This is a genomic window from Microbispora sp. CA-102843 (genome assembly GCF_050936215.1).
GTDB lineage: Bacteria > Actinomycetota > Actinomycetes > Streptosporangiales > Streptosporangiaceae > Microbispora.
In genome coordinates this window covers 6,411,690-6,429,514 of record NZ_JBNJNF010000001.1, presented here as the reverse complement: position 1 = coordinate 6,429,514, position 17,825 = coordinate 6,411,690, and the positions used below count along the sequence as shown (strand labels likewise).

At 74.0% G+C, this 17,825-nt stretch carries 17 protein-coding genes; 9 read left to right on the top strand and 8 right to left on the bottom strand.

Annotated elements, in window-relative coordinates; translation table 11 throughout:
* Positions 1 to 89: 89 nt before the first annotated feature.
* Positions 90 to 1,184 (top strand): prephenate dehydrogenase, encoded by a 1,095-nt coding sequence (locus tag ACQEVJ_RS29815; protein ID WP_433106730.1) that lies wholly within the window; start codon positions 90 to 92, stop codon positions 1,182 to 1,184.
* On the opposite strand, the gene ACQEVJ_RS29810 is transcribed toward ACQEVJ_RS29815, so the two are convergent.
* The 3 genes from ACQEVJ_RS29810 to ACQEVJ_RS29800 all read right to left on the bottom strand — a co-directional run bounded on the left by ACQEVJ_RS29810 (position 1,141) and on the right by ACQEVJ_RS29800 (position 6,080).
* On the bottom strand, positions 1,141 to 2,610 hold the full coding sequence (locus ACQEVJ_RS29810) for an MFS transporter (protein WP_433106728.1): 1,470 nt from the start codon (positions 2,608 to 2,610) through the stop codon (positions 1,141 to 1,143). The genes ACQEVJ_RS29815 and ACQEVJ_RS29810 overlap by 44 nt on opposite strands.
* Entirely contained in the window at positions 2,607 to 3,749 is a 1,143-nt protein-coding gene (locus ACQEVJ_RS29805) for a MerR family transcriptional regulator (RefSeq protein WP_433106726.1), read from the bottom strand. Before ACQEVJ_RS29805 ends, ACQEVJ_RS29810 begins: the two co-directional genes overlap by 4 nt.
* Before the next feature lie 111 nt (positions 3,750 to 3,860).
* Complete coding sequence (locus ACQEVJ_RS29800) at positions 3,861 to 6,080, bottom strand: MMPL family transporter (RefSeq protein ID WP_433106724.1); 2,220 nt, start codon at positions 6,078 to 6,080, stop codon at positions 3,861 to 3,863.
* A gap of 127 nt (positions 6,081 to 6,207) precedes the next feature.
* Between ACQEVJ_RS29800 and ACQEVJ_RS29795 the strand changes: the two genes are divergently transcribed.
* The 3 genes from ACQEVJ_RS29795 to der all read left to right on the top strand — a co-directional run bounded on the left by ACQEVJ_RS29795 (position 6,208) and on the right by der (position 9,233).
* Positions 6,208 to 6,852: a MerR family transcriptional regulator gene (locus ACQEVJ_RS29795; protein WP_433106722.1), complete on the top strand. Its 645-nt coding sequence runs from the start codon at positions 6,208 to 6,210 to the stop codon at positions 6,850 to 6,852.
* A 160-nt stretch (positions 6,853 to 7,012) separates the two neighbouring features.
* Positions 7,013 to 7,660 (top strand): (d)CMP kinase, encoded by a 648-nt coding sequence (cmk, locus tag ACQEVJ_RS29790; RefSeq protein WP_433113032.1) that lies wholly within the window; start codon positions 7,013 to 7,015, stop codon positions 7,658 to 7,660.
* A gap of 142 nt (positions 7,661 to 7,802) precedes the next feature.
* Positions 7,803 to 9,233, top strand: coding sequence for a ribosome biogenesis GTPase Der (gene der, locus ACQEVJ_RS29785; RefSeq protein WP_433106720.1), 1,431 nt, complete (start codon positions 7,803 to 7,805; stop codon positions 9,231 to 9,233).
* A gap of 39 nt (positions 9,234 to 9,272) precedes the next feature.
* On the opposite strand, the gene ACQEVJ_RS29780 is transcribed toward der, so the two are convergent.
* On the bottom strand, positions 9,273 to 9,854 hold the full coding sequence (locus ACQEVJ_RS29780; RefSeq protein WP_433106718.1) for a TetR/AcrR family transcriptional regulator: 582 nt from the start codon (positions 9,852 to 9,854) through the stop codon (positions 9,273 to 9,275).
* A 79-nt stretch (positions 9,855 to 9,933) separates the two neighbouring features.
* On the opposite strand from ACQEVJ_RS29780, the gene ACQEVJ_RS29775 reads away from it, so the two are divergent.
* The 4 genes from ACQEVJ_RS29775 to ACQEVJ_RS29760 all read left to right on the top strand — a co-directional run bounded on the left by ACQEVJ_RS29775 (position 9,934) and on the right by ACQEVJ_RS29760 (position 13,809).
* Positions 9,934 to 11,166, top strand: coding sequence for a YbfB/YjiJ family MFS transporter (locus tag ACQEVJ_RS29775; protein ID WP_433106716.1), 1,233 nt, complete (start codon positions 9,934 to 9,936; stop codon positions 11,164 to 11,166).
* An 8-nt stretch (positions 11,167 to 11,174) separates the two neighbouring features.
* The gene (locus ACQEVJ_RS29770; RefSeq protein ID WP_433106714.1) at positions 11,175 to 11,852 is read left to right on the top strand and encodes an alpha/beta fold hydrolase; all 678 of its coding nucleotides are present in this window, start codon (positions 11,175 to 11,177) and stop codon (positions 11,850 to 11,852) included.
* A 71-nt stretch (positions 11,853 to 11,923) separates the two neighbouring features.
* On the top strand, positions 11,924 to 13,171 hold the full coding sequence (locus tag ACQEVJ_RS29765) for a sensor histidine kinase (protein WP_433106712.1): 1,248 nt from the start codon (positions 11,924 to 11,926) through the stop codon (positions 13,169 to 13,171).
* Positions 13,162 to 13,809 carry a response regulator gene (locus ACQEVJ_RS29760; RefSeq protein WP_433106710.1) on the top strand — a complete coding sequence of 216 codons (648 nt, stop codon included), beginning with the start codon at positions 13,162 to 13,164 and terminating at the stop codon, positions 13,807 to 13,809. Before ACQEVJ_RS29765 ends, ACQEVJ_RS29760 begins: the two co-directional genes overlap by 10 nt.
* Positions 13,810 to 13,818: 9 nt before the next feature.
* Here ACQEVJ_RS29760 and ACQEVJ_RS29755 read toward each other — a convergent pair whose 3' ends face one another.
* The 4 genes from ACQEVJ_RS29755 to ACQEVJ_RS29740 form a co-directional block, all read right to left on the bottom strand.
* On the bottom strand, positions 13,819 to 15,762 hold the full coding sequence (locus tag ACQEVJ_RS29755; RefSeq protein WP_433106708.1) for a multicopper oxidase family protein: 1,944 nt from the start codon (positions 15,760 to 15,762) through the stop codon (positions 13,819 to 13,821).
* Positions 15,759 to 16,220: a DUF6220 domain-containing protein gene (locus ACQEVJ_RS29750; protein ID WP_433106706.1), complete on the bottom strand. Its 462-nt coding sequence runs from the start codon at positions 16,218 to 16,220 to the stop codon at positions 15,759 to 15,761. Before ACQEVJ_RS29750 ends, ACQEVJ_RS29755 begins: the two co-directional genes overlap by 4 nt.
* A gap of 240 nt (positions 16,221 to 16,460) precedes the next feature.
* Positions 16,461 to 16,877 carry a cupin domain-containing protein gene (locus ACQEVJ_RS29745; RefSeq protein ID WP_433106704.1) on the bottom strand — a complete coding sequence of 139 codons (417 nt, stop codon included), beginning with the start codon at positions 16,875 to 16,877 and terminating at the stop codon, positions 16,461 to 16,463.
* Between the two features lie 31 nt (positions 16,878 to 16,908).
* Complete coding sequence (locus ACQEVJ_RS29740) at positions 16,909 to 17,286, bottom strand: cupin domain-containing protein (protein ID WP_433106702.1); 378 nt, start codon at positions 17,284 to 17,286, stop codon at positions 16,909 to 16,911.
* 52 nt (positions 17,287 to 17,338) lie between these two features.
* Between ACQEVJ_RS29740 and ACQEVJ_RS29735 the strand changes: the two genes are divergently transcribed.
* Positions 17,339 to 17,815 (top strand): MarR family winged helix-turn-helix transcriptional regulator, encoded by a 477-nt coding sequence (locus tag ACQEVJ_RS29735; protein WP_433106700.1) that lies wholly within the window; start codon positions 17,339 to 17,341, stop codon positions 17,813 to 17,815.
* The last annotated feature ends 10 nt before the right edge of the window (positions 17,816 to 17,825 follow it).

Below are 17,825 nucleotides of genomic sequence, written 5' to 3'. Positions count from 1 at the left end.
GCGGCACGGCGGCGAACCATCACCATCCACCTACGAGACATCCGTCGCGGGACAGCGCACCTGGGGACGGCGACGGCAGGAAGAGCACGATGACTCCCATCGAGGACGCCGAGATCGGCAGTGTGGTCGTTGTCGGGACGGGCCTCATCGGCACGTCGATCGCGCTGGCGCTGCGGCAGCGGGACGTGCGGGTCTTCCTGGCCGACCGGGACGCGGGAGCCGTACGGCTCGCGCGTGAGCTGGGCGCGGGGGAGGACTGGACCGGCGAGCAGCGGGTGGATCTCGCGGTCATCGCCGTGCCGCCCCAGTTCGTCGCGCAGCAACTGCTCGACCTGCAAAAGCGCGACAGCGCCCGCTTCTACACCGACGTGGCGAGCGTGAAGGCGCTCCCGCTGGCCCAGGCCGCCCAGCTCGGCTGCGACCTGTCGGCGTACATCGCGGGGCACCCGCTGGCGGGCCGCGAGCGGTCCGGCCCGGCGGCGGCCCGCGCCGACCTGTTCCTCGGCCGTCCGTGGGCGTACTGCCCGGCGGACGAGGCGTCCCCCCGGGCGGTGGCCGCGGTGGAGCGGCTGATCTCCCTGTGCGGAGGCAACGCCGTGCGCGTGGACGCGGCCGAGCACGACCGCGCCGTCGCGGTCGTCTCACACGCCCCGCATGTGACGGCCGCCGCGGTGGCGGCCCGGCTGGCGGAGGCGTCGGAGACGGCGCTCGGGTTGTCGGGGCAGGGCGTGCGCGACGTGACCCGCATCGCCGCCAGCGACCCCGCGCTGTGGACCGGCATCCTCGAGGGCAACGCGCTGCCCGTCGCCGAGGTGCTTGAGGCGCTCGTGGCCGACCTGAGCGCCGCCGCCCGCTCGCTTCGCGCGCTGGCGGGCGACGGCGCGGCCATGGAGCAGGTCACCGACCTCCTGTCGCGCGGCGTGCGGGGGACCGGCAGGATCCCCGGCAAGCACGGCGGCCCGGCGCGGACGTACGCGGTGGTCCAGGTGCTCATCGGCGACCGTCCCGGCGAGCTGGCCCGCCTGGTCCAGGCCGCGGGCGAGACGGGCGTCAACATCGAGGACATCCGCCTGGAGCACGCCACCGGGCTGGAGCTCGGCGCGGCCGAGCTGTACGTCCAGCCGGAGGCGGCGGGAGTGCTCACCGACGGCCTGCGGGAGCGCGGCTGGCAGGTGCCGGGCTGACCCGGTCTCCCGGTGCGGCCGGTGACGTCCGGGTGGCGACCGGCCGCGGAGCGGGGGCGATGTAGCGGCGCAGCTCAGGAATCGCCCAGGTGATCGCCGCCACGGTGACCACGGTGAGCAGGCCACCCGCACAGATCACGATGCGCGGGCTGTACAGCGCGCCGGCGGCATCGTGTAGCGCAGCGCTGGCAGCATCGTGCAGCGCAGCGCTGGCGGCATCGTGTAGCGCAGCGCTGGCAGCACCGTGCAGCAGGTTCGCGATCTGCGGCCCTCCGGCCAGTACGACGGTGAGCGCGCCCTGGACGCGCCCGCGTACGGCGTCGCCGGTGTGCGCCTGCGTGATCGTGGTGCGGAAGGTGCTCAGCACGAAGTTGACCGCGCCGCCGATCACGAGCGCCGCCAGCGCGATCCACAGCTCGGCGGCCAGGCCGACGAGCACGACGGCGATGCCCCACGCGACGGCGGCGCCCGCCACGAGGACGCCGTGGCGCCGGGCGCGGGTGAACGTGCCCGACAGCAGCCCGGCCGCGAAGACCCCGGCGGGGTAGGCCGCGTAGAGCAGTCCCGTCTCCGGGCCGCCCCCGGCCGTGCCGCCGAAGGCGTAACGGGCCAGCTCGGGGAACAGCGCAGAGGGCATGCCGAAGACCATGGCCGCGAGGTCCACGGCCAGCACCGCCACCAGCAGCCGGTCGGCCGTCAGGTAGCGGAACCCGGCCAGCATCCGTCCGGCCGCCGAGGAGCCTCGGCCGCCGTTCGCGGCGTCCTCCGTGCCTGCTGAGGGAGGCGGCGGCAACGACGGCAGCATGGCGACGGCCCACACCACGGCGAGCAGTGCGACGGCGTCGAAGAGGTACAGCGTGCCGAGCCCGACGACCGGGACCAGCACACCGGCGAGCAACGGCCCCAGGATCGACCCGCCATAGCGGACCAGCGAGCTGAGGCTGTTGGCCGCCGGCAGCAGCTCGGCCGGGACGAGGCGGGGCACGGCGGCCCCCGTCGTCGTCAGGACCGTCCCGTAGGCCAGCCCCTGGAAGGCCACCGCCACCAGCAGGACGGGGACGGAACGACCGCCCAGGACCGCCTGGAGCCACAGCGCCGCGTACGTCAGCGCCAGGCCCAGGTCGGCGACCAGCAGCATCGTCCGCCGGTCCATCATGTCGGCGAGGGCGCCACTCCACACCGCCGCCGCGACCAGCGCGGCGAACGACACCCCCGCGGCGGCTCCGACGGCCGCCGACGAGCCGGTGACCGTGAACAGTTGCGTCGGCACCGCGACCACGCTGAAGGAGCCGCCCACGGCACAGATCACCGAGGCGGCCCACATCCGCCGGAACGCCGGGATGGCCAGCGGCCGGCAGTCGACGGCGAAGGCCCACGCGGAGGCGGGCCCGGAGGGACGGGGCCGCCGTACCGTGGTGCCGCTCATCGCGAGGCCCCGCCGTCGCCCGTCACCACGTCAGCCGCAGTGCCGGGCACCACGTCGGCCACCACGTCGGCCACCACGTCGGCGACCACGCAGGCGACGTTGTCGGGGGCGCCGGCGCCGTACGCCAGGTCGATCAGCTCGTCGACGACCTGCTGCGGGCCGCCGGGACCGGCGAGCGCCTCGCGCAGCACGCGGGCCGGCACGACACCCGGCAGGCCGTCCGAGCAGAGCAGGTAACGGTCGCCGGGGACGGCCTCGTGCATCGACAGGTCGGGGACGGAGGATCCGGTGCCGGTCAGCGCGCGTACCAGAAGCGAGCGCCGCGGGTGGGAGACGGCCTCCTCCGGGGTGAGCCGGCCCTCGTCGATCAACGACTGCACGTACGAGTGGTCGTGGGTGATCTGGAACAGTCCCCCTTCGCGGAACAGGTAGGCCCGGCTGTCGCCGATGTGCACCAGTGCCGGCCGCGACCCGGACCACACGAGCGCGGTCAGCGTGGTGACCGCCTCTCCCGACGGTGTCGAGGCGGCGATGTCCCGGATCGCCCGCTCGGCGTCGCCGACGGCGTCGGCGAGCGCGCCCAGCAGGTCCTCGGGGGGCGCGGGCAGGGCCCGCAGGCGCTTGAGCGCGTCGACGGCCGCCGCGGCCGCGCGGTCGCCGCCCGGGCCGCGCATCCCGTCGGCCACCGCCAGCAACCGCTCCCCGGCGTACGCGATGTCCTCGTTGCTCGTCCGCACCGGTCCCGGCTCCGACCGGGCGGCGTAACGGATCCCCGGCATGGTCGTGGTGTCCTTCACGGCGCTGCCCCTTCCCGACAGGTGGTCGACGAGGAGGGCGGCGAGCCGGCCGCGGGCCTCGGTCTCGGCCGTGACGTGCCGCCAATATGCGGCCACCTCCTCGGCCGCGTCCGGCGCGGGCAGGTCGCACACCTGCCGGACGCGTGCCAGCGGCATGCCGAGCCGCCGCAACCGGGCGATCAGGCGGGCCCGCTCCAGCTGGGCCGGGTCGTAGTAGCGGTATCCCGACTCGCCGTCCACCGCGGCCGGCCGCAGCAGCCCGAGCTCGTCGTACAGCCGCAACGCCTTGGGCGACAGCCGGGCGGCCCGCGCGAACGTCCCGATGGTCAGCAGCTCCCGCACCACTCCTCCTCGTCCCGGCCGCCACGGCCGGTGCCGACGATGCTGGGGCTTCACCCAGGGGCAAGGTCAACACGCGCAGGGCCCGCGCCCGATGGAGGAAGTTACACGTGCTCAGCGGCTGGTGACCGCCTCCCTGGGGGACGGTGGCGCGGGAGCGTGCTCGGGCAGGCCGTGCCGCCGCCACCAGCGGGCCAGGGGCCGGGGCGCCCACCACGCCCGTTCGCCGAGCAGCCGCATGGTGGCCGGCACCAGCAGGCCGCGCACGATCGTCGCGTCCACGACGACCGCGATCACCAGACCGACGCCGATCATCTTCATGATCGTCACGCTGGAGAAGGCGAAGCCGGCGACGGACACGGCGACGAGGAGGGCGGCGCTGGTGACGACCCCGGCCGTCCGGGCCAGCCCGCGCGCCATCGCCTCCGCGGGATCGGCCCCGCGCTCGCGCTCCTCGCGTACGCGCGACAGGAGGAACATCTCGTAGTCCATCGCCAGCCCGAAGGCGATCGCGACGATCAGCACGGGGAAGTTCACGTCGACCGCCCCGACCGGCTCGAAGCCGAGCAGCCCGGCCAGCCGGCCGTCCTGGAAGATCAGCTTGATGGCGCCGAAGGACGCCGACAGCGACAACAGGTTCAGCAGCACCGACTTGATCGGCAGGATCACCGAGCCGAACGCCAGGAACATCAGGGCGATCGACACCACGGCCACGAACAGCGCCATCCACGGCAGGCGGGAGACGACCATGTCCACGATGTCCACCCGTGAGGCGGGCATCCCGGTGAACGACGCGACGCCCCCGGCCGGAGGCGGCACGGCCCGCAGATCCTCGACCATCCGCACGGCCTCGCGGGACATCGGGTCCATCGCGTAGCCGAGGGTGACCCGCGCGAGAGGTCCCGCGGTGCCGGTGACGGACGCGCCCTCCACGCCGGACACGGCGTCCAGCCGCGCGGCGTAGCCGTCCAGCGCCGCCCGGTCCAGGGCGCGCGGCGACTCCACGACGGCCGTCACGACCTTGGCCGGGTCGGCGGTGAAGCGCTCCGCCAGTTCCCGGGTCACCGCGCGCGCGTCGGCGTCCGCGGGCAGCACCCAGTCGCCGGGTCTGGCCCAGTTCACGCCGAGGAACGGCAGGCCGAGCGCCGCGAGCACCGCGACGACGGCGAGCGCGCTCGCGAGGGGCCGCCGCATGACGGCGTGGGCCAGGAGATACCACCGCTCGCCGGAGACTGCGGGCCGGGCGCGGCCGGCTCGCCGGCCGAGTCCTTTTTCGCCGGCCCGCCGGCCGAGCCCCCTTTTGCCGGCCCGCCGGCCGAGCCCCCTTTTGCCGGCCCGCCGGCCGATGGCCGCCAGCAGCGCGGGCAGCACGGTCAGGGAGGTCAGCACGGCCAGGACGACCGTGGTGGCGCCCGCGTACGCCATCGACAGCAGGAACCGCGAGGGGAACACCGCGAGCCCCGCGAACGACAGCGCCACGACCGCGCCGGAGAACGCGATCGTCCGGCCCGCCGTGGCCGTCGTCCGCTCCACCGCCGTCTCGACGGACGCGCCCCTGCCGAGCTCCTCCCTGAACCGGGTGACCGCGAGCAGCGCGTAGTCGATCGCCAGGCCGAGGCCGAGCACCGTGACGACCTGGATCGCGAACGTCGACACATCGGCGACCAGCGTGACCAGGCGCAGCACCGCCATCGTGCCGAGTGCGGCGACCACGCCGACGGCCAGGGGAAGCGCGGCCGCCAGGAGGCTGCGGAAGACCACGGCCAGCAGGATCAGCAGGACCGGGACCGAGATCGCCTCGGCCAGGCCGATGTCACGCCCGATCGCGCTGTTGACCTGGTCGGTCATGGCCGTGATCCCGCCGAACCGCACGGTCAGGCCCTCGACCCCGAACCTGTCCCGGATGCCGCGCAGGGCCCGTACGCGCTCCTGGTCGTCGGGGGAGCGGAACTGCACGGCGACGTACGTCGCGTGCCGGTCCTTCGACACGAAGCCGGGTGAGCCGGTCGACCAGTACGACTCCAGCCGTACGACGTCCTGACGGGGGACCGCGTCGAGTGCCCGGCGTACGGGCCCGGCGAAGGCGGGGTCGTCCACGGTGAGGCGGTCGCTTTCGTACAGGACGACGACGTCGGCCGTGTGGCGGCCCAGTGGTCCGGCGAGCAGGCGGTCGGCGTGCGAGGACGGGCTGCCGGGGTCGTCGAAGCCGGCGCCGCCGCCGAGGCGGCCGAAGACGCCGGTGCCCCACACGCCCGCGAGCACGGTGAACAGCAGCGCGCCCAGCAGGATCAGGCGACGGTGACGGACCGCGAAGCGGCCGAGAGCGCCGAACATGCGCTTCCCCCCTTCCGGATAGTGGAGAGTGTCGCTATCCATAAGTATCGATAGCGACGCTATCCATATCCGCAGGCGCGGGCAAGCCCCGGGCCTATCCTGGGAGGGTGCGGCGAGGGAGAGGGACATGCGGATCGCGGAGCTGAGCAGGCAGACCGGGGTCCCGATCCCCACCATCAAGTACTACCTGCGGGAGGGCCTGGTCCCGCCGGGAGAGCGGACCGGCCCCAACCAGGCGCGGTACGGCGAGGAGCACGTCAGGCGGCTGCGGCTGGCCCGGGCGCTGGTCGAGGTCGGCGGCCTGCCGGTGGCCTCCGCCCGCGAGGCGCTCACGCTGATCTTCTCCTCCGGCATCTCGGAGTTCGACGTGCTCGGCAAGGCGCAGTACGCGCTGACCCCGCCCAGGGAACGCGCCGAGGACGAGGCCTGGGACGAGGCCGTCGCGCAGGTCGACGACCTGATCGCCCGGCGGGGCTGGCAGGTCAAGCCGGGCAACCCGGCCAGGCGGACGCTGGCGGACGCGCTGGCGACCCTGCGCCGCCTCGGTGAGGACGACTACCTGGACCTGCTGGAGACCTACGCCGAGACCGCAGAGCACCTGGCGGACAAGGAGGTGCGGGCGATCGGCCGGCGGGGCGACCCGCACGCCATGGCCGAGGCGATCGTGATCTGGACCGCCCTGGGCGACCCGGTGCTCGCCTCCCTGCGCCGCCTGGCGCAGGAGGCGCAGGCGGTCCGGCTGCTCGGCGGGACCGCCGAGGAGACCGCGTGAGAGGCGGTGCCGTCTCGGCGGTGCCGCCGGCGAGCGCGAGACGATCGCGTGAGAAGCCCTGTCCTGCCGCCGATGCATGCTTTCCGGCGGTATCCCGGTAGCCTCGGGGACGACGATTCGAAGGGGAGAAGGAGAGCCGGTGTCGGGTCTGGTCGTCGCCATGGACGGTCCCTCGGGATCGGGCAAGTCGAGTGCCTCGAAGGGCGTCGCGCGGGCGCTGGGCCTGCGATATCTCGACACGGGCGCCATGTACCGCGCGGTCACCTGGTGGATGCTCCAGCGGGGCGTGAACCTGGAGGACGCCGCCGAGATCGCCGCGAGGTCCGCCGAGCCCACGCTGGTGATGAGCACCGACCCCGACGCGCCCGGCGTCACCGTGGACGGTGTCGACGTCAACGGGCCGATCCGTGGCTCCGAGGTGACCGGCGCGGTGTCGGCCGTGAGCGCCGTGCCCGAGGTGCGCCGCCGGCTGGTGGCCCTGCAGCGGGAGATCATCGCCGAGTCCCTGCCCGGCGGGGGGATCGTGGTCGAGGGCCGCGACATCGGCACCGTGGTCGCGCCGGACGCGCCCGTCAAGATCTACCTCACGGCGAGCGCCGAGGCGCGCGCCCTGCGCCGTACGGCCGAACTGGACGGGACGACCGTGGAGGCGCAGCAGGCCGCGATGGCCCGGCGCGACGCCCTCGACTCGACGCGCAAGGCCGATCCGCTGGCGATGGCCGCGGACGCGGTGGAACTGGACACGACGCCGCTGGACCTGGACGAGGTGATCGCCGAGGTGCTCCGGCTCGTCAAGGAGCGGGTCTGACGCCCGCGCGCCCCGCCTGACGCCTCCCGCGCCGCGTCTACCGCGCCGGGGTGCGCCACGCGGAGCGACGTACGAACGAGCCCGGCCCCGGAAGCGGTCCGCCGGGAGGCCTCGTGGGAGGCCGGGGAGAGAAGAGCAGCCGATGAGGCAGGGTATGGACGTGACGGGGGAGTACGACGAGGACGAGGGCGGCTGGATCGAGGCCGAGCTCGCCGAGCTTTCCACCGGGGAGGCGGAGCGGGAGCCCGACTCGGGCCCGCTGCCGGTCGTCGCCGTGGTGGGGCGCCCCAACGTCGGCAAGTCGACACTGGTCAACCGCATCATCGGCCGTCGTGAGGCGGTCGTGGAGGACGTGCCAGGCGTGACCCGCGACCGGGTCACCTACGAGGCGACCTGGCGGGGCCGGCGGTTCACGCTGGTCGACACCGGCGGCTGGGACCCCGACGCGACCGGCATGGCCCTGCGCATCGCCGAGCAGGCGCAGATCGCGGCCGAGCTGGCCGACGTGATCCTGTTCGTGGTGGACGCGAGCGTCGGCGTCACCGACTCCGACGAGGCCGTCGGCGCGGTCCTGCGCCGCGCGGGCAAGCCGGTCGTGCTGGCCGCCAACAAGGTCGACAACCAGCAGATGGAGCTGGAGGCGAGCGGCCTGTGGGCGCTCGGCCTGGGCGAGCCCCAGCCCGTCTCCGCCCTGCACGGCCGCGCCAGCGGCGACCTGCTCGACGTGGTGCTCGACGCGCTGCCCGAGACGCCGCCGCAGACGTTCGGCGAGCGGCGGGGCCCGCGCAGGATCGCCTTGCTGGGCAAGCCCAACGTGGGCAAGTCGTCGCTGCTCAACAAGCTCGCCGGGGAGGAGCGGGTGCTCGTCGACCCGATGGCCGGCACCACCCGCGACCCGGTGGACGAGCTGATCGAGCTGGGCGGCGCGACGTACCGGTTCATCGACACGGCCGGCATCCGGCGGCGTGACCGGGAGCTGAAGGGCGCGGACTTCTACGCGGCGATGCGCACCCGGGCCGCGCTGGAGCGGGCGGAGGTCGCGGTCGTGCTGATCGACGCCTCCGAGGTGCTGACCGAGCAGGACCTGCGGATCATCGGCCTGGTCATCGAGTCGGGCCGGGCGATGGTGGTCGCGTTCAACAAGTGGGACCTGGTCGACGAGGACCGGCGGTACTACCTGGAGAAGGAGATCGACCGGCAGCTCGTCCGCACGCCCTGGGCGCTGCGGGTGAACATCTCGGCGAAGACCGGCCGCCACGTCGAGAAGCTGGCCCCGGCGATCGAACGGGCCCTGGAGTCGTGGGGCACACGCGTGCCGACGGCCCGGCTCAACCAGTTCCTCACCGAGCTGGTGCAGGCCACCCCGCCGCCGGTGCGCGGGGGCCGGCAGCCCAAGATCCTGTTCGCCACCCAGGCGTCCACGGAGCCGCCGAAGTTCGTGCTGTTCACCTCGGCGTTCCTGGAGGAGACCTACCGCCGGTTCATCGAGCGCCGCATCCGCGAGGAGTTCGGCTTCGCGGGCTCTCCGCTCGATGTGACGATGAAGATCCGCGAGAAGCGCAAGAAGAAGTAATCCCCGGTCGGTGGCGGGGCCTCAGTCTCCGCCGCCGGTTCAGGAGGCCGCCGACAGCAGGGCGAGCGCCGCCTGGCGGGCCTGCTCGCCCGTGCCGGCCGTGCCGTGGTGCGCGGCGACGACGGTGGCGCCCTCGACCAGCATGAGCAACTGGCGCCCCAGGAGGGGCGGATCGGCGGCTCCGGCGCGCTCGGCGATGCCGGTCAGCAGGTCGAGGTAGCGATCGAGGTGGCGCGTGGTGACGGTGCGCACGGCCTCGACGTGATGCTGGGCCGCCGCGTTCACCATCGCGCAGCCGCGGAAGACCGGGTCCTCGTACCACTCCCGCAGCGCGTCGAACACCGCGGCGAGCTGGTCGCGGGGGTCCTCCCCGGCCGCCGCGGCGGCCTCGGCCAGCCAGCGGGTCACCCGTTCGCTGCGCGCCCGGAGCATGGCCTCCACGAGCCCGTCCTTCGTGCCGAAGTGGCGATAGAGCGTCTCCTTCGACACCCCGATGAGGGCGCACAGCTCGGCGACGCCGACGCCGTCGAGCCCGCGCTCGTACAGCACGGCGGTGGCCGCCTCCAGGATGGCGGCGCGCGTGCGCTCCGGGTCGATCGTCGAGCCCTTGGGAACCGGCATACCTAGATGGTACCGATCGGTTCGATGCGCTGCTACGCTTCGAGATCGTACCGATCGGTTCGATCTCTGGGAGCGCGTCATGCCCGACCTCCTCGCCATCGGCACGCCGGCCCGGCGGGAGACCTGGCAGGCGGCACGGCTGGCTCTCGGCACCGCGTCGGCCCTCGGGCTGGCGCGTTTCGCGTACGGGCTGCTCCTGCCGGCGATGCGGGACGAGCTGCACTGGTCCCTGGCCGAAGCCGGGGCGATGAGCGCCGCCAACGGGCTGGGCTACCTGCTCGGCGCACTGGTGACCGCGGTCGTCGTACGCCGCCTGGGCACCGCGGCCACCTTCCGGTGGGGCATGGTCCTCACCGCGCTGGCGCTGGTGGCCACCGCGACGAGCGACGCCTACCCGGTGCTGCTGGCGGCGCGCGCCGCGGCCGGGACGGCGGGCGCCGCCGTGTTCGTCACCGGCGGCGTCATCGCGTCGCGCCTCGCCGCCCGCGCCGCCTCCGGGGCGCCCATCACCGTGTACTTCGCGGGCGCCGGGGTGGGCATCGTGGTCAGCGGCGCCGGCATCCCGCCGCTGGGCGACCACCTGCACCTGGCCTGGGCCGGCCTGGGCGTGGCCGCCGGGCTGGCGGCGCTGGTGAGCTGGACCGCCGCCCGGGCGGGGGAGGACGCGCGGACCGGCGAGGAGGCGCAGGCCGCGACCGCCGGACGGGTCCACGTGCGGCCGCTGTGGGGGATCGCCCTGGCCTACCTGCTGTTCGCCGCCGGTTACATCACCTACATCACCTTCCTGTCCGCCTACCTGGCCGACCGGCACGCGCCGCTCGGGCAGGTGGTGCTCACCTGGACGGCGCTCGGCCTGGCCGTGGTGGCGGCGCCCGCGCTGTGGAGCCGTCCGACCGCCGACTGGCCCGGCACCCGCGCCCTGGCCGTGCTGCTCGGCCTCCTGGGCGGTGGCGCGGCGCTGGCGATGGCGGCTCCCGCACCGCCGGTCATCCTCGCCTCCGCGGTCGTCTACGGGGTGACGTTCATGGGCGTGCCCGCCGCCGTCACCGCGCTCATCAAGGCGAACACCCCGCCCGCCGACTGGACGGCCACCCTGGCGGCGTTCACCACGATCTTCGCGGCCGGGCAGACCGCGGGCCCGTGGCTCGCCGGGCTCGTCGCCGACCACACCTCGACCGCCGCCGCCCTGGCGTGGACGGCGATCCTGTGCGCCGCCGCGGCCCTGATCGCGGCGTTCGCGAATCCCTCCCGCGGATCCAGGCCGGGTTCGGCCGGGAAGACACCCGGCGCGCAAGCGTCCACGAGACAGTGAGGCACACCATGACCACGTTCGTCCTGATCCCCGGCATGTGCCACGGCGGCTGGTGTTTCCGCGAGCTGTGCGAGGGGCTGCGCCGCCACGGGCACCGGGCCGTCGCGCTGACGTTGACCGGGCTCGCCGAACGCGCTCACCTGCTGGACGGTGGGGTGAACCTCGACACGCATATCCGGGACGTCGCCGGGGTGCTGGAGGCCGAGGACGTCCGGGACGCCGTGCTGGTCGGCCACAGTTACGGCGGAATGGTGATCACCGGTGTCGCCGACCGCCTGCCCGCCCGGGTGGCCGGCCTGGTGTACCTGGACGCCGTCGTGCCGGCGGACGGCGACTCCTGCTGGAGCCTGGTATCGGACCGGGAGCGGCAGTGGTACGCGGACGTGGTGGAAACCGGCTACGCGACGCGGCCGCTGCCGTTCTTCGACCCCCGGGCCACCCCCCATCCGATCGCCTCGCTGCTCCAGCCGCTCCGGCTGACCGGTGACCCGGCGCGCATCGGACGCCGGATCTACGTGTACGCGGCGGGCTGGGAGGGCGCGTCCCCCTTCACCCCGACGTACGAGCGGCTGCGCGAGGACCCCTCGTGGACGACGTACGCGCTGGACGGCGGGCACAACCTCATGCGCGACGCCCCGGAGGACCTGCTGAAGATCCTGATCGAGGCCGCTGGGGCCCGGGGGTAGGGAATGCCCTACCCCCGGGACTGCCGCCCGCCGGATCGATCCCCGGCGGGCGGGTCAATAGCGTTGGGGACATGCGCCGACTTCTCTCCCGCCTCGGCGGCGACACGGTCTATATCCTCGTCGGGTTCCCCCTCGCGACGATCACGTTCTGCCTCACGGTGACCGGCCTGTCGGCCGGCGCCGGCCTGCTGGTGGTCTGGCTGGGCGTGCCCGTCCTCGCCCTCACCCTCCTCATCGCCCGGGGGATGGGTGACGTCGAGCGGCTCCGCATGCGCGCGGTGCTGGGCAGGGAACTGCCCAGGCCGCGCTATCCCACCTCGCCGCCCGGCGCGGGCGTGTTCCGCAGGACCGTCACCCCGCTCGCCGGTGGCCAGCCCTGGCTCGACGTGCTGTACGCGCTGCTGGCCTTCCCGGTCGCGATCGTGGCGTTCTGCGTGACCGTCACCTGGTGGGCGCTGGCTCTCGCCGGGCTGACCTATCCGCTGTACGGGTGGATCACCTCGAACATCCCCGGCAACACCGAGCTGCCCGAACTTCTCGGCCTCGGCCAGGGCTACGTGGTCAACAGCGTCTTCTACGTCGCGATCGGAGTGGTCGCCGCGATCACCCTCTATCCGATCGTCCGCTCCTGCGCCCTGATCAAGGCGTCGCTGGGCCGGTCGCTGCTGACCGGCGTCGCCGAGCTGCAGGAGCGCATCGACGACCTCACCGAGGGCCGTCACGCCGCCGCCCACGCGGAGGCGAACGCGCTGCGCCGCCTGGAGCGCGACATCCACGACGGGCCCCAGCAGCGCCTGGTCCACCTGGCGATGGAGCTGTCGCGGGCCCAGCGGGAACTGCAGAAGGACGCCACGGCCGCGCACGAGACGATCGGCAAGGCCATCAGCGCCACCCGGGAGACCTTGGACGAGCTGCGGGCGCTGTCGCGCGGCATCGCCCCGCCGATCCTCGCCGACCGCGGCCTCGCGCCGGCGCTCGCCGCCCTGGCCGGCCGCTGCACGGTCCCGGTGGAGCTGGACGTCCAGACGGCCGAGCGGTATCCCGCGCTCATCGAGAACACGATCTACTTCGTCACCGCCGAGTCGCTCACCAACGTGGCCAAGCACAGCAGGGCGACGTCCTGCTCGGTCGGGCTGACGAGGATCGGCGACACGCTCCTCCTCACGATCGGGGATGATGGGGTCGGCGGCGCACACGTCGCCAAGGGACACGGTCTGTCCGGCCTCGCCGACCGGCTGCGGGCCGTCGACGGCGAGCTGTCGGTGCGGTCGCCGGCGGGCGGGCCGACACTGATCACGGCGGAGGTTCCGTGCGCGTAGTGGTGGCCGACGACGCCGTCCTCATCCGGGAGGGGCTCGTCCGCCTGCTGGAGGAGTTCGGCTGCGAGGTCGTCGAGACCGTGGGCACGGGGGAGGCCCTGGTCGAGGCCGTCGTCGCCCACCGGCCCGACGTGTCGGTGGTCGACGTGCGGATGCCGCCGACGTTCACCGACGAGGGCCTGCGCGCCGCCGTCGAGGTGAGGGAGAAGGTGCCGGGCGCGCCCGTGCTGATCCTGTCGCAGTACGTCGAGGTGTCGTACGCCGACGACCTGCTGGCCGACGCCCGCGGGGCGGTCGGCTACCTGCTGAAGGACCGCGTGGTCGACGTCGAGGAGTTCATGGACGGCCTGCGGCGGGTCTGCGCCGGAGGTACGGTCTTCGACCCCCAGGTCGTCGCCCAGCTGATGGTGCGGCGGCGGCGCGACGACCCGCTGGCCTCGCTGACGCCGCGCGAACGCGAGGTCCTGTCGCTGATGGCCGAGGGCAGGTCGAACCCCGCGATCGCCCGCCGCCTCGTCGTCACCGAGGGCGCGGTGGAAAAGCACATCCGCGGCATCTTCACCAAGCTCGGCCTGCACGCCGAGGACGGCGACCAGCACCGCCGCGTCCTCGCGGTGCTGGCCTACCTCCGCTCCTGACCGCACGCGTCAGGCCGGGTGGTTGCCGCCGCCCATGACGTACGGCGTGGTGACCCCCTCGTAGGCGAGGTGGAACTCCATTCCCTGCGCGGCGTGCGCCAGATCGTGGCAGTGGGACATCCACATGCCGGGGTTGTCCGCCACCAGGGCGACCTCCCAGACCTCGCCGGGTGCGACGTCGAAGGTGTCCATCGGCAGCCCGGTCGCGGGCACCCCGTTGCGGGACAGGATCCGCACGTGGTGGCCGTGCGGGTGCATCGGATGGGTGTCCGTGCCCCGGTTCACCACCCTGATCCTGACGGTCTGGCCCTGCCGTACGACGGGGGTGGGGATGTTCGGCCAGGCCTTGCCGTTCACCGTCTGGGCGAGCCTCGGCAGGCCGTCGGCCATGGCGAGGGTCTTGTCCAGCACCCAGGTGACCTCCTGGTCGAACCGGGCCGGCGGGGCGGTGGCCGCGCCATACCGGGTGATGTCCACGATCGGGCCGGCCGCGGCCGGAGGCGTCGCCGGTCCGTTGACGAGCAAGGCGGGGCGGTCTCCGGCCGTCAGCAGCACCGGGCCGGCGGGCACGGTGAAGGTCAGGTCGTAACGGCCGCCTGCGGCGAGATGCAGGCGGCTGCCGTTCAGGTCGGTCGCCCCCGGCACGTCGCCGCCGTCCACCGCCGCGATCCGGTACGGCGCGCCGCTCAGCCCGAGAACCACGGGCCGGGTGTCGGTGTTCACCACGCGCAGCCGCGTCCGGGCGCCGGGCGGCAGCGCGAGGCGGGCGAGCCCGTCCGTCGGAGCCGCGCCGTCCACCGACAGCGTGGGCCGGGTGCCGAACGTGTGCAGCGCGAGGATGTGGTCCTCGCTCTCCGGGAGCGGGGCGGCCGGATCGACGACCAGCAGGCCGAACAGCCCGCGCGGCACGGCGACGCTGGAGTTCTGGTGGCTGTGGTACCAGTACGTGCCGGCGTCCTCGGCCCGGAACCGGTAGACGTGGATCTGCCCGGGCGCCACGGCGTTCTGGGTGACGCCCGGCACACCGTCCTCGCCGGACGGCACGTCGTAACCGTGCCAGTGGACGGTCACCGCCTGCGCGGTGCCCCCCACCACCGGCAGCCGGTTGCGCAGGACGACCTCCACCAGGTCGCCCTGCCGCACCCGCAGCACCGGCCCGGGCACCTGGCCGTTGAACGACCACGCGCCGACCGCGCCGGACGCCAGCCGTACGGTGGCGGGCTGCGCGGTGAGCGTGAACCGGCGGACCCGGGACCTCGCGCCGGCCGGTCCGCCCGCGGCCGACGCGGCCGGGCCGCGCAGCAGGTCGACGGATATCCCCTGGGTGCCTGCGTCGTGATCGGAGTGAGAGTGGTCGCCCGACCAGCCGCCTCCCACGGCGAGGGCGGTGGCGAGGGCGAGCACGCAGGTCCCGGCGGCCTGCCAGCGGTGGCCCGGCGCGCGGACCGGGCCGAGCAGCCGCCACGACACGACGGACGCGGCGGCGAACAGAGCGAGCACCGCCGCCGCCCCGCCGCCCGTGACCGGGTAGGAGACGACGACCCCGCAGACGACCCCGGCCACCGCGCCGTACGCGGTGAGGAGCAGGGGGAACGCGACGAGCCGGGAGGAGGGGAGGGGCGCGCCGCTCCCGGACGACGGCACGCGCAGCAGCCGGGGCAGGCTGACGGCGGCGGAGACGAGTGCGGGAAGGACGACCAGGGGCAGGGCCAGGGTGACCTTCTCCGCCACGAACCACCAGCCCGCCCGGGCGAGGCCGAGCGTGACGGCGACCCTGAGCGCGGTCATGACGATCGCCGCGGCGCACAGCGCCGCGGCGATCAGGCGGGTCCGCCGCCCGGCGGCGGCGGGCTGCCGCACACCGGCCAGGGCGACCCCGGCGGTCGCGGCCCAGGCGGCCGCGACCAGGACGAACAGGATCTGATCGAGAGCGATCAGCCGTGCGGTGGTCACGCCGCGACGTGCGCGCCGGCAGACGCCGCGGCCGGCGCGCCCTTGACCAGGGCGCGCGCCCGCCGCACGACGACGACGGCCACGGCGAGGATCGCCACGCCGTCGAGGGCGTGGAAGCCCATGACGACCAGGCTGGCCGTGGTCGTCGCGGTGGCCGTCGCGCCGGCGAGCTCCGCCAGCGGGAAGATCACGAACAGCTGCACCGCCACCAGCACGAAGGGCAGGATCGACAGGCCCGCGAGCTTGCCGCCCGCGCGGGCGGCAAGGGCCACGATCGCGGTCAGCAGCGAGACGAGCGGAATCACCATCGTGCCGTTGGTGGCGTGGTAGCTGATGGCGGCGTTCGGGTCGCCCGGCGCCGGGTGCGGGGTCTCGAACGCGCCGAACGTGGCGAGGTAGAACTGGGCGAGCACGGCGATGAGCTGCACGATGGCGAACCCGAAGAACACCTTGCGCATATGGGGCCTCCTCAGTAAGGAAGGGACGAGCCCCGGGGGTTCTGCGGGGCGGCGGCGAGAGCCGGAAACGGTACGCCGCAATGGTGGACCGTCGGGTGTCCCGGGCACCCGGGACATCCGTCCCTGCTCACCGGGATGTTCGCCGCCCGGGAAGCCCGCGAGACCCGTTCCGCCCTGCCGGCGGGCCCACCTCCGGCAGGCCGTCCGGGACTCGGCCGCGCCGGGAAACCCCGGCCAGGGTCAGCGGACCCAGGGCGGCACGAGCCGGTCGGTCCCCTTGGGCGCGAGGTCGCAGGCGTCCGCGGCGGTGACTCCGCCGGGGTTGTAGACCTCGCAGCCGGCCGGCGCGACCACGATCGCGCTGAAGCCCGACTCCGTGCCGGCGTGCACCCGGCGGGCCACGTCGGCGGGCATGACGACGGTGTCACCGGCCTCGACGCCGACGGTCTCGCCGTCGAGTTCGACGGTGGCGGCGCCGGTGAGGAAGGTCCACACCTGCTCGCCGTCGCTGGCGTGGTCGGGGCCGCTGTTTCCGGCCGGCATGTCCACGTGCCATACGGCCTGGGTGGCGCCTCCCTGGGTGGGCGAGGCGAGGGTGGTCATGACGCCGTTGGGAGTGGTGCTTTTGCGGCTGTCGGCGGAACGGATGACAGGCATGAGTGACTCCTTGGTGAGAGAGGACGAGAGGTCAGGCGATCCAGGGCGGCACGCCGTGCACGGTGCCGTCGGGCAGGACGGCCCTGGCCCCGGCGGGGGCGGTGACGACGGCGGTGAAGCCCTCGTCGGCGCCCGCCGTGACGCGGCGCGGGGTCGAGGGCGGCATGACCACGGTGTCGCCGGGCGCGACCGTGAACGTCTCCCCGCCGAGTTCGACGGTGGCGGTGCCGCCGAGGAACGTCCACACCTGCTCGGCGTCGAAGTCGTGCAGCGGCCCGCTCGTCGCGGGCGTCGCCTCGACGCGCCACACGGCCCGCGTGGCGCCGCCCAGGGTGGGCGAGGCGAAGGTGGTCATGACCCCGGCGGGGGTCTCGGATCTGCGGCATTGGGCATGGCGGATGACAGACATCGCCGGCGTCTCCTAAGATAGACAACGTCGTTGTCGGTAATAGTGAACCTGGTTGTCTATCTTGTCAATCGACCCGCCCGGCTTCGAGCTGCCCCTGCGGCTCTTCCTCGGGTTTCGCGTCCTCATCGACGAGCTGCACGCCGAGCTCGCCCGTCAGGGGCATCCGCACGCCCGGCCCATGCACGGGTTCGTCATGCAGGCGATCGGCACGGAGGGCACGACCGCGGTGGAGCTGGGCCGCGCGCTCGGCGTCAGCAAACAGGCGGCGGGCAAGACGATCGAGACGCTCGAGCGTCTCGGCTACGTGGAGCGCGCCCGCGACCCCCGCGACACGCGCCGCAAGATCGTACGGCTCACGCCTTCGGGGGTGGACGTCCTGGTGCGCTCGGCCCGGATCTTCGACGACCTGCGGGCGCGCTGGGCCGCCGTCATCGGGGACGAGCGGCTCAGGGAACTGGAGGCCGATCTGCGGAAGGTGACGCCGCCGGACATCTTCCGCCTCGACGTGCCCGGCTGGTTCGGCGCCTGACCCGGCGGAG

What these genes read in the sequence shown, in the direction of transcription:
- ACQEVJ_RS29815 (WP_433106730.1), top strand. Translation starts at nt 90, where the DNA reads ATGACTCCCATCGAGGACGCCGAGATCGGCAGTGTGGTCGTTGTCGGG.
- ACQEVJ_RS29810 (WP_433106728.1), bottom strand. Translation starts at nt 2,610, where the DNA reads ATGAGCGGCACCACGGTACGGCGGCCCCGTCCCTCCGGGCCCGCCTCC.
- ACQEVJ_RS29800 (WP_433106724.1), bottom strand. Translation starts at nt 6,080, where the DNA reads ATGTTCGGCGCTCTCGGCCGCTTCGCGGTCCGTCACCGTCGCCTGATC.
- ACQEVJ_RS29795 (WP_433106722.1), top strand. Translation starts at nt 6,208, where the DNA reads ATGCGGATCGCGGAGCTGAGCAGGCAGACCGGGGTCCCGATCCCCACC.
- cmk (WP_433113032.1), top strand. Translation starts at nt 7,013, where the DNA reads ATGGACGGTCCCTCGGGATCGGGCAAGTCGAGTGCCTCGAAGGGCGTC.
- der (WP_433106720.1), top strand. Translation starts at nt 7,803, where the DNA reads ATGAGGCAGGGTATGGACGTGACGGGGGAGTACGACGAGGACGAGGGC.
- ACQEVJ_RS29780 (WP_433106718.1), bottom strand. Translation starts at nt 9,854, where the DNA reads ATGCCGGTTCCCAAGGGCTCGACGATCGACCCGGAGCGCACGCGCGCC.
- ACQEVJ_RS29775 (WP_433106716.1), top strand. Translation starts at nt 9,934, where the DNA reads ATGCCCGACCTCCTCGCCATCGGCACGCCGGCCCGGCGGGAGACCTGG.
- ACQEVJ_RS29770 (WP_433106714.1), top strand. Translation starts at nt 11,175, where the DNA reads ATGACCACGTTCGTCCTGATCCCCGGCATGTGCCACGGCGGCTGGTGT.
- ACQEVJ_RS29765 (WP_433106712.1), top strand. Translation starts at nt 11,924, where the DNA reads ATGCGCCGACTTCTCTCCCGCCTCGGCGGCGACACGGTCTATATCCTC.
- ACQEVJ_RS29750 (WP_433106706.1), bottom strand. Translation starts at nt 16,220, where the DNA reads ATGCGCAAGGTGTTCTTCGGGTTCGCCATCGTGCAGCTCATCGCCGTG.
- ACQEVJ_RS29745 (WP_433106704.1), bottom strand. Translation starts at nt 16,877, where the DNA reads ATGCCTGTCATCCGTTCCGCCGACAGCCGCAAAAGCACCACTCCCAAC.
- ACQEVJ_RS29740 (WP_433106702.1), bottom strand. Translation starts at nt 17,286, where the DNA reads ATGTCTGTCATCCGCCATGCCCAATGCCGCAGATCCGAGACCCCCGCC.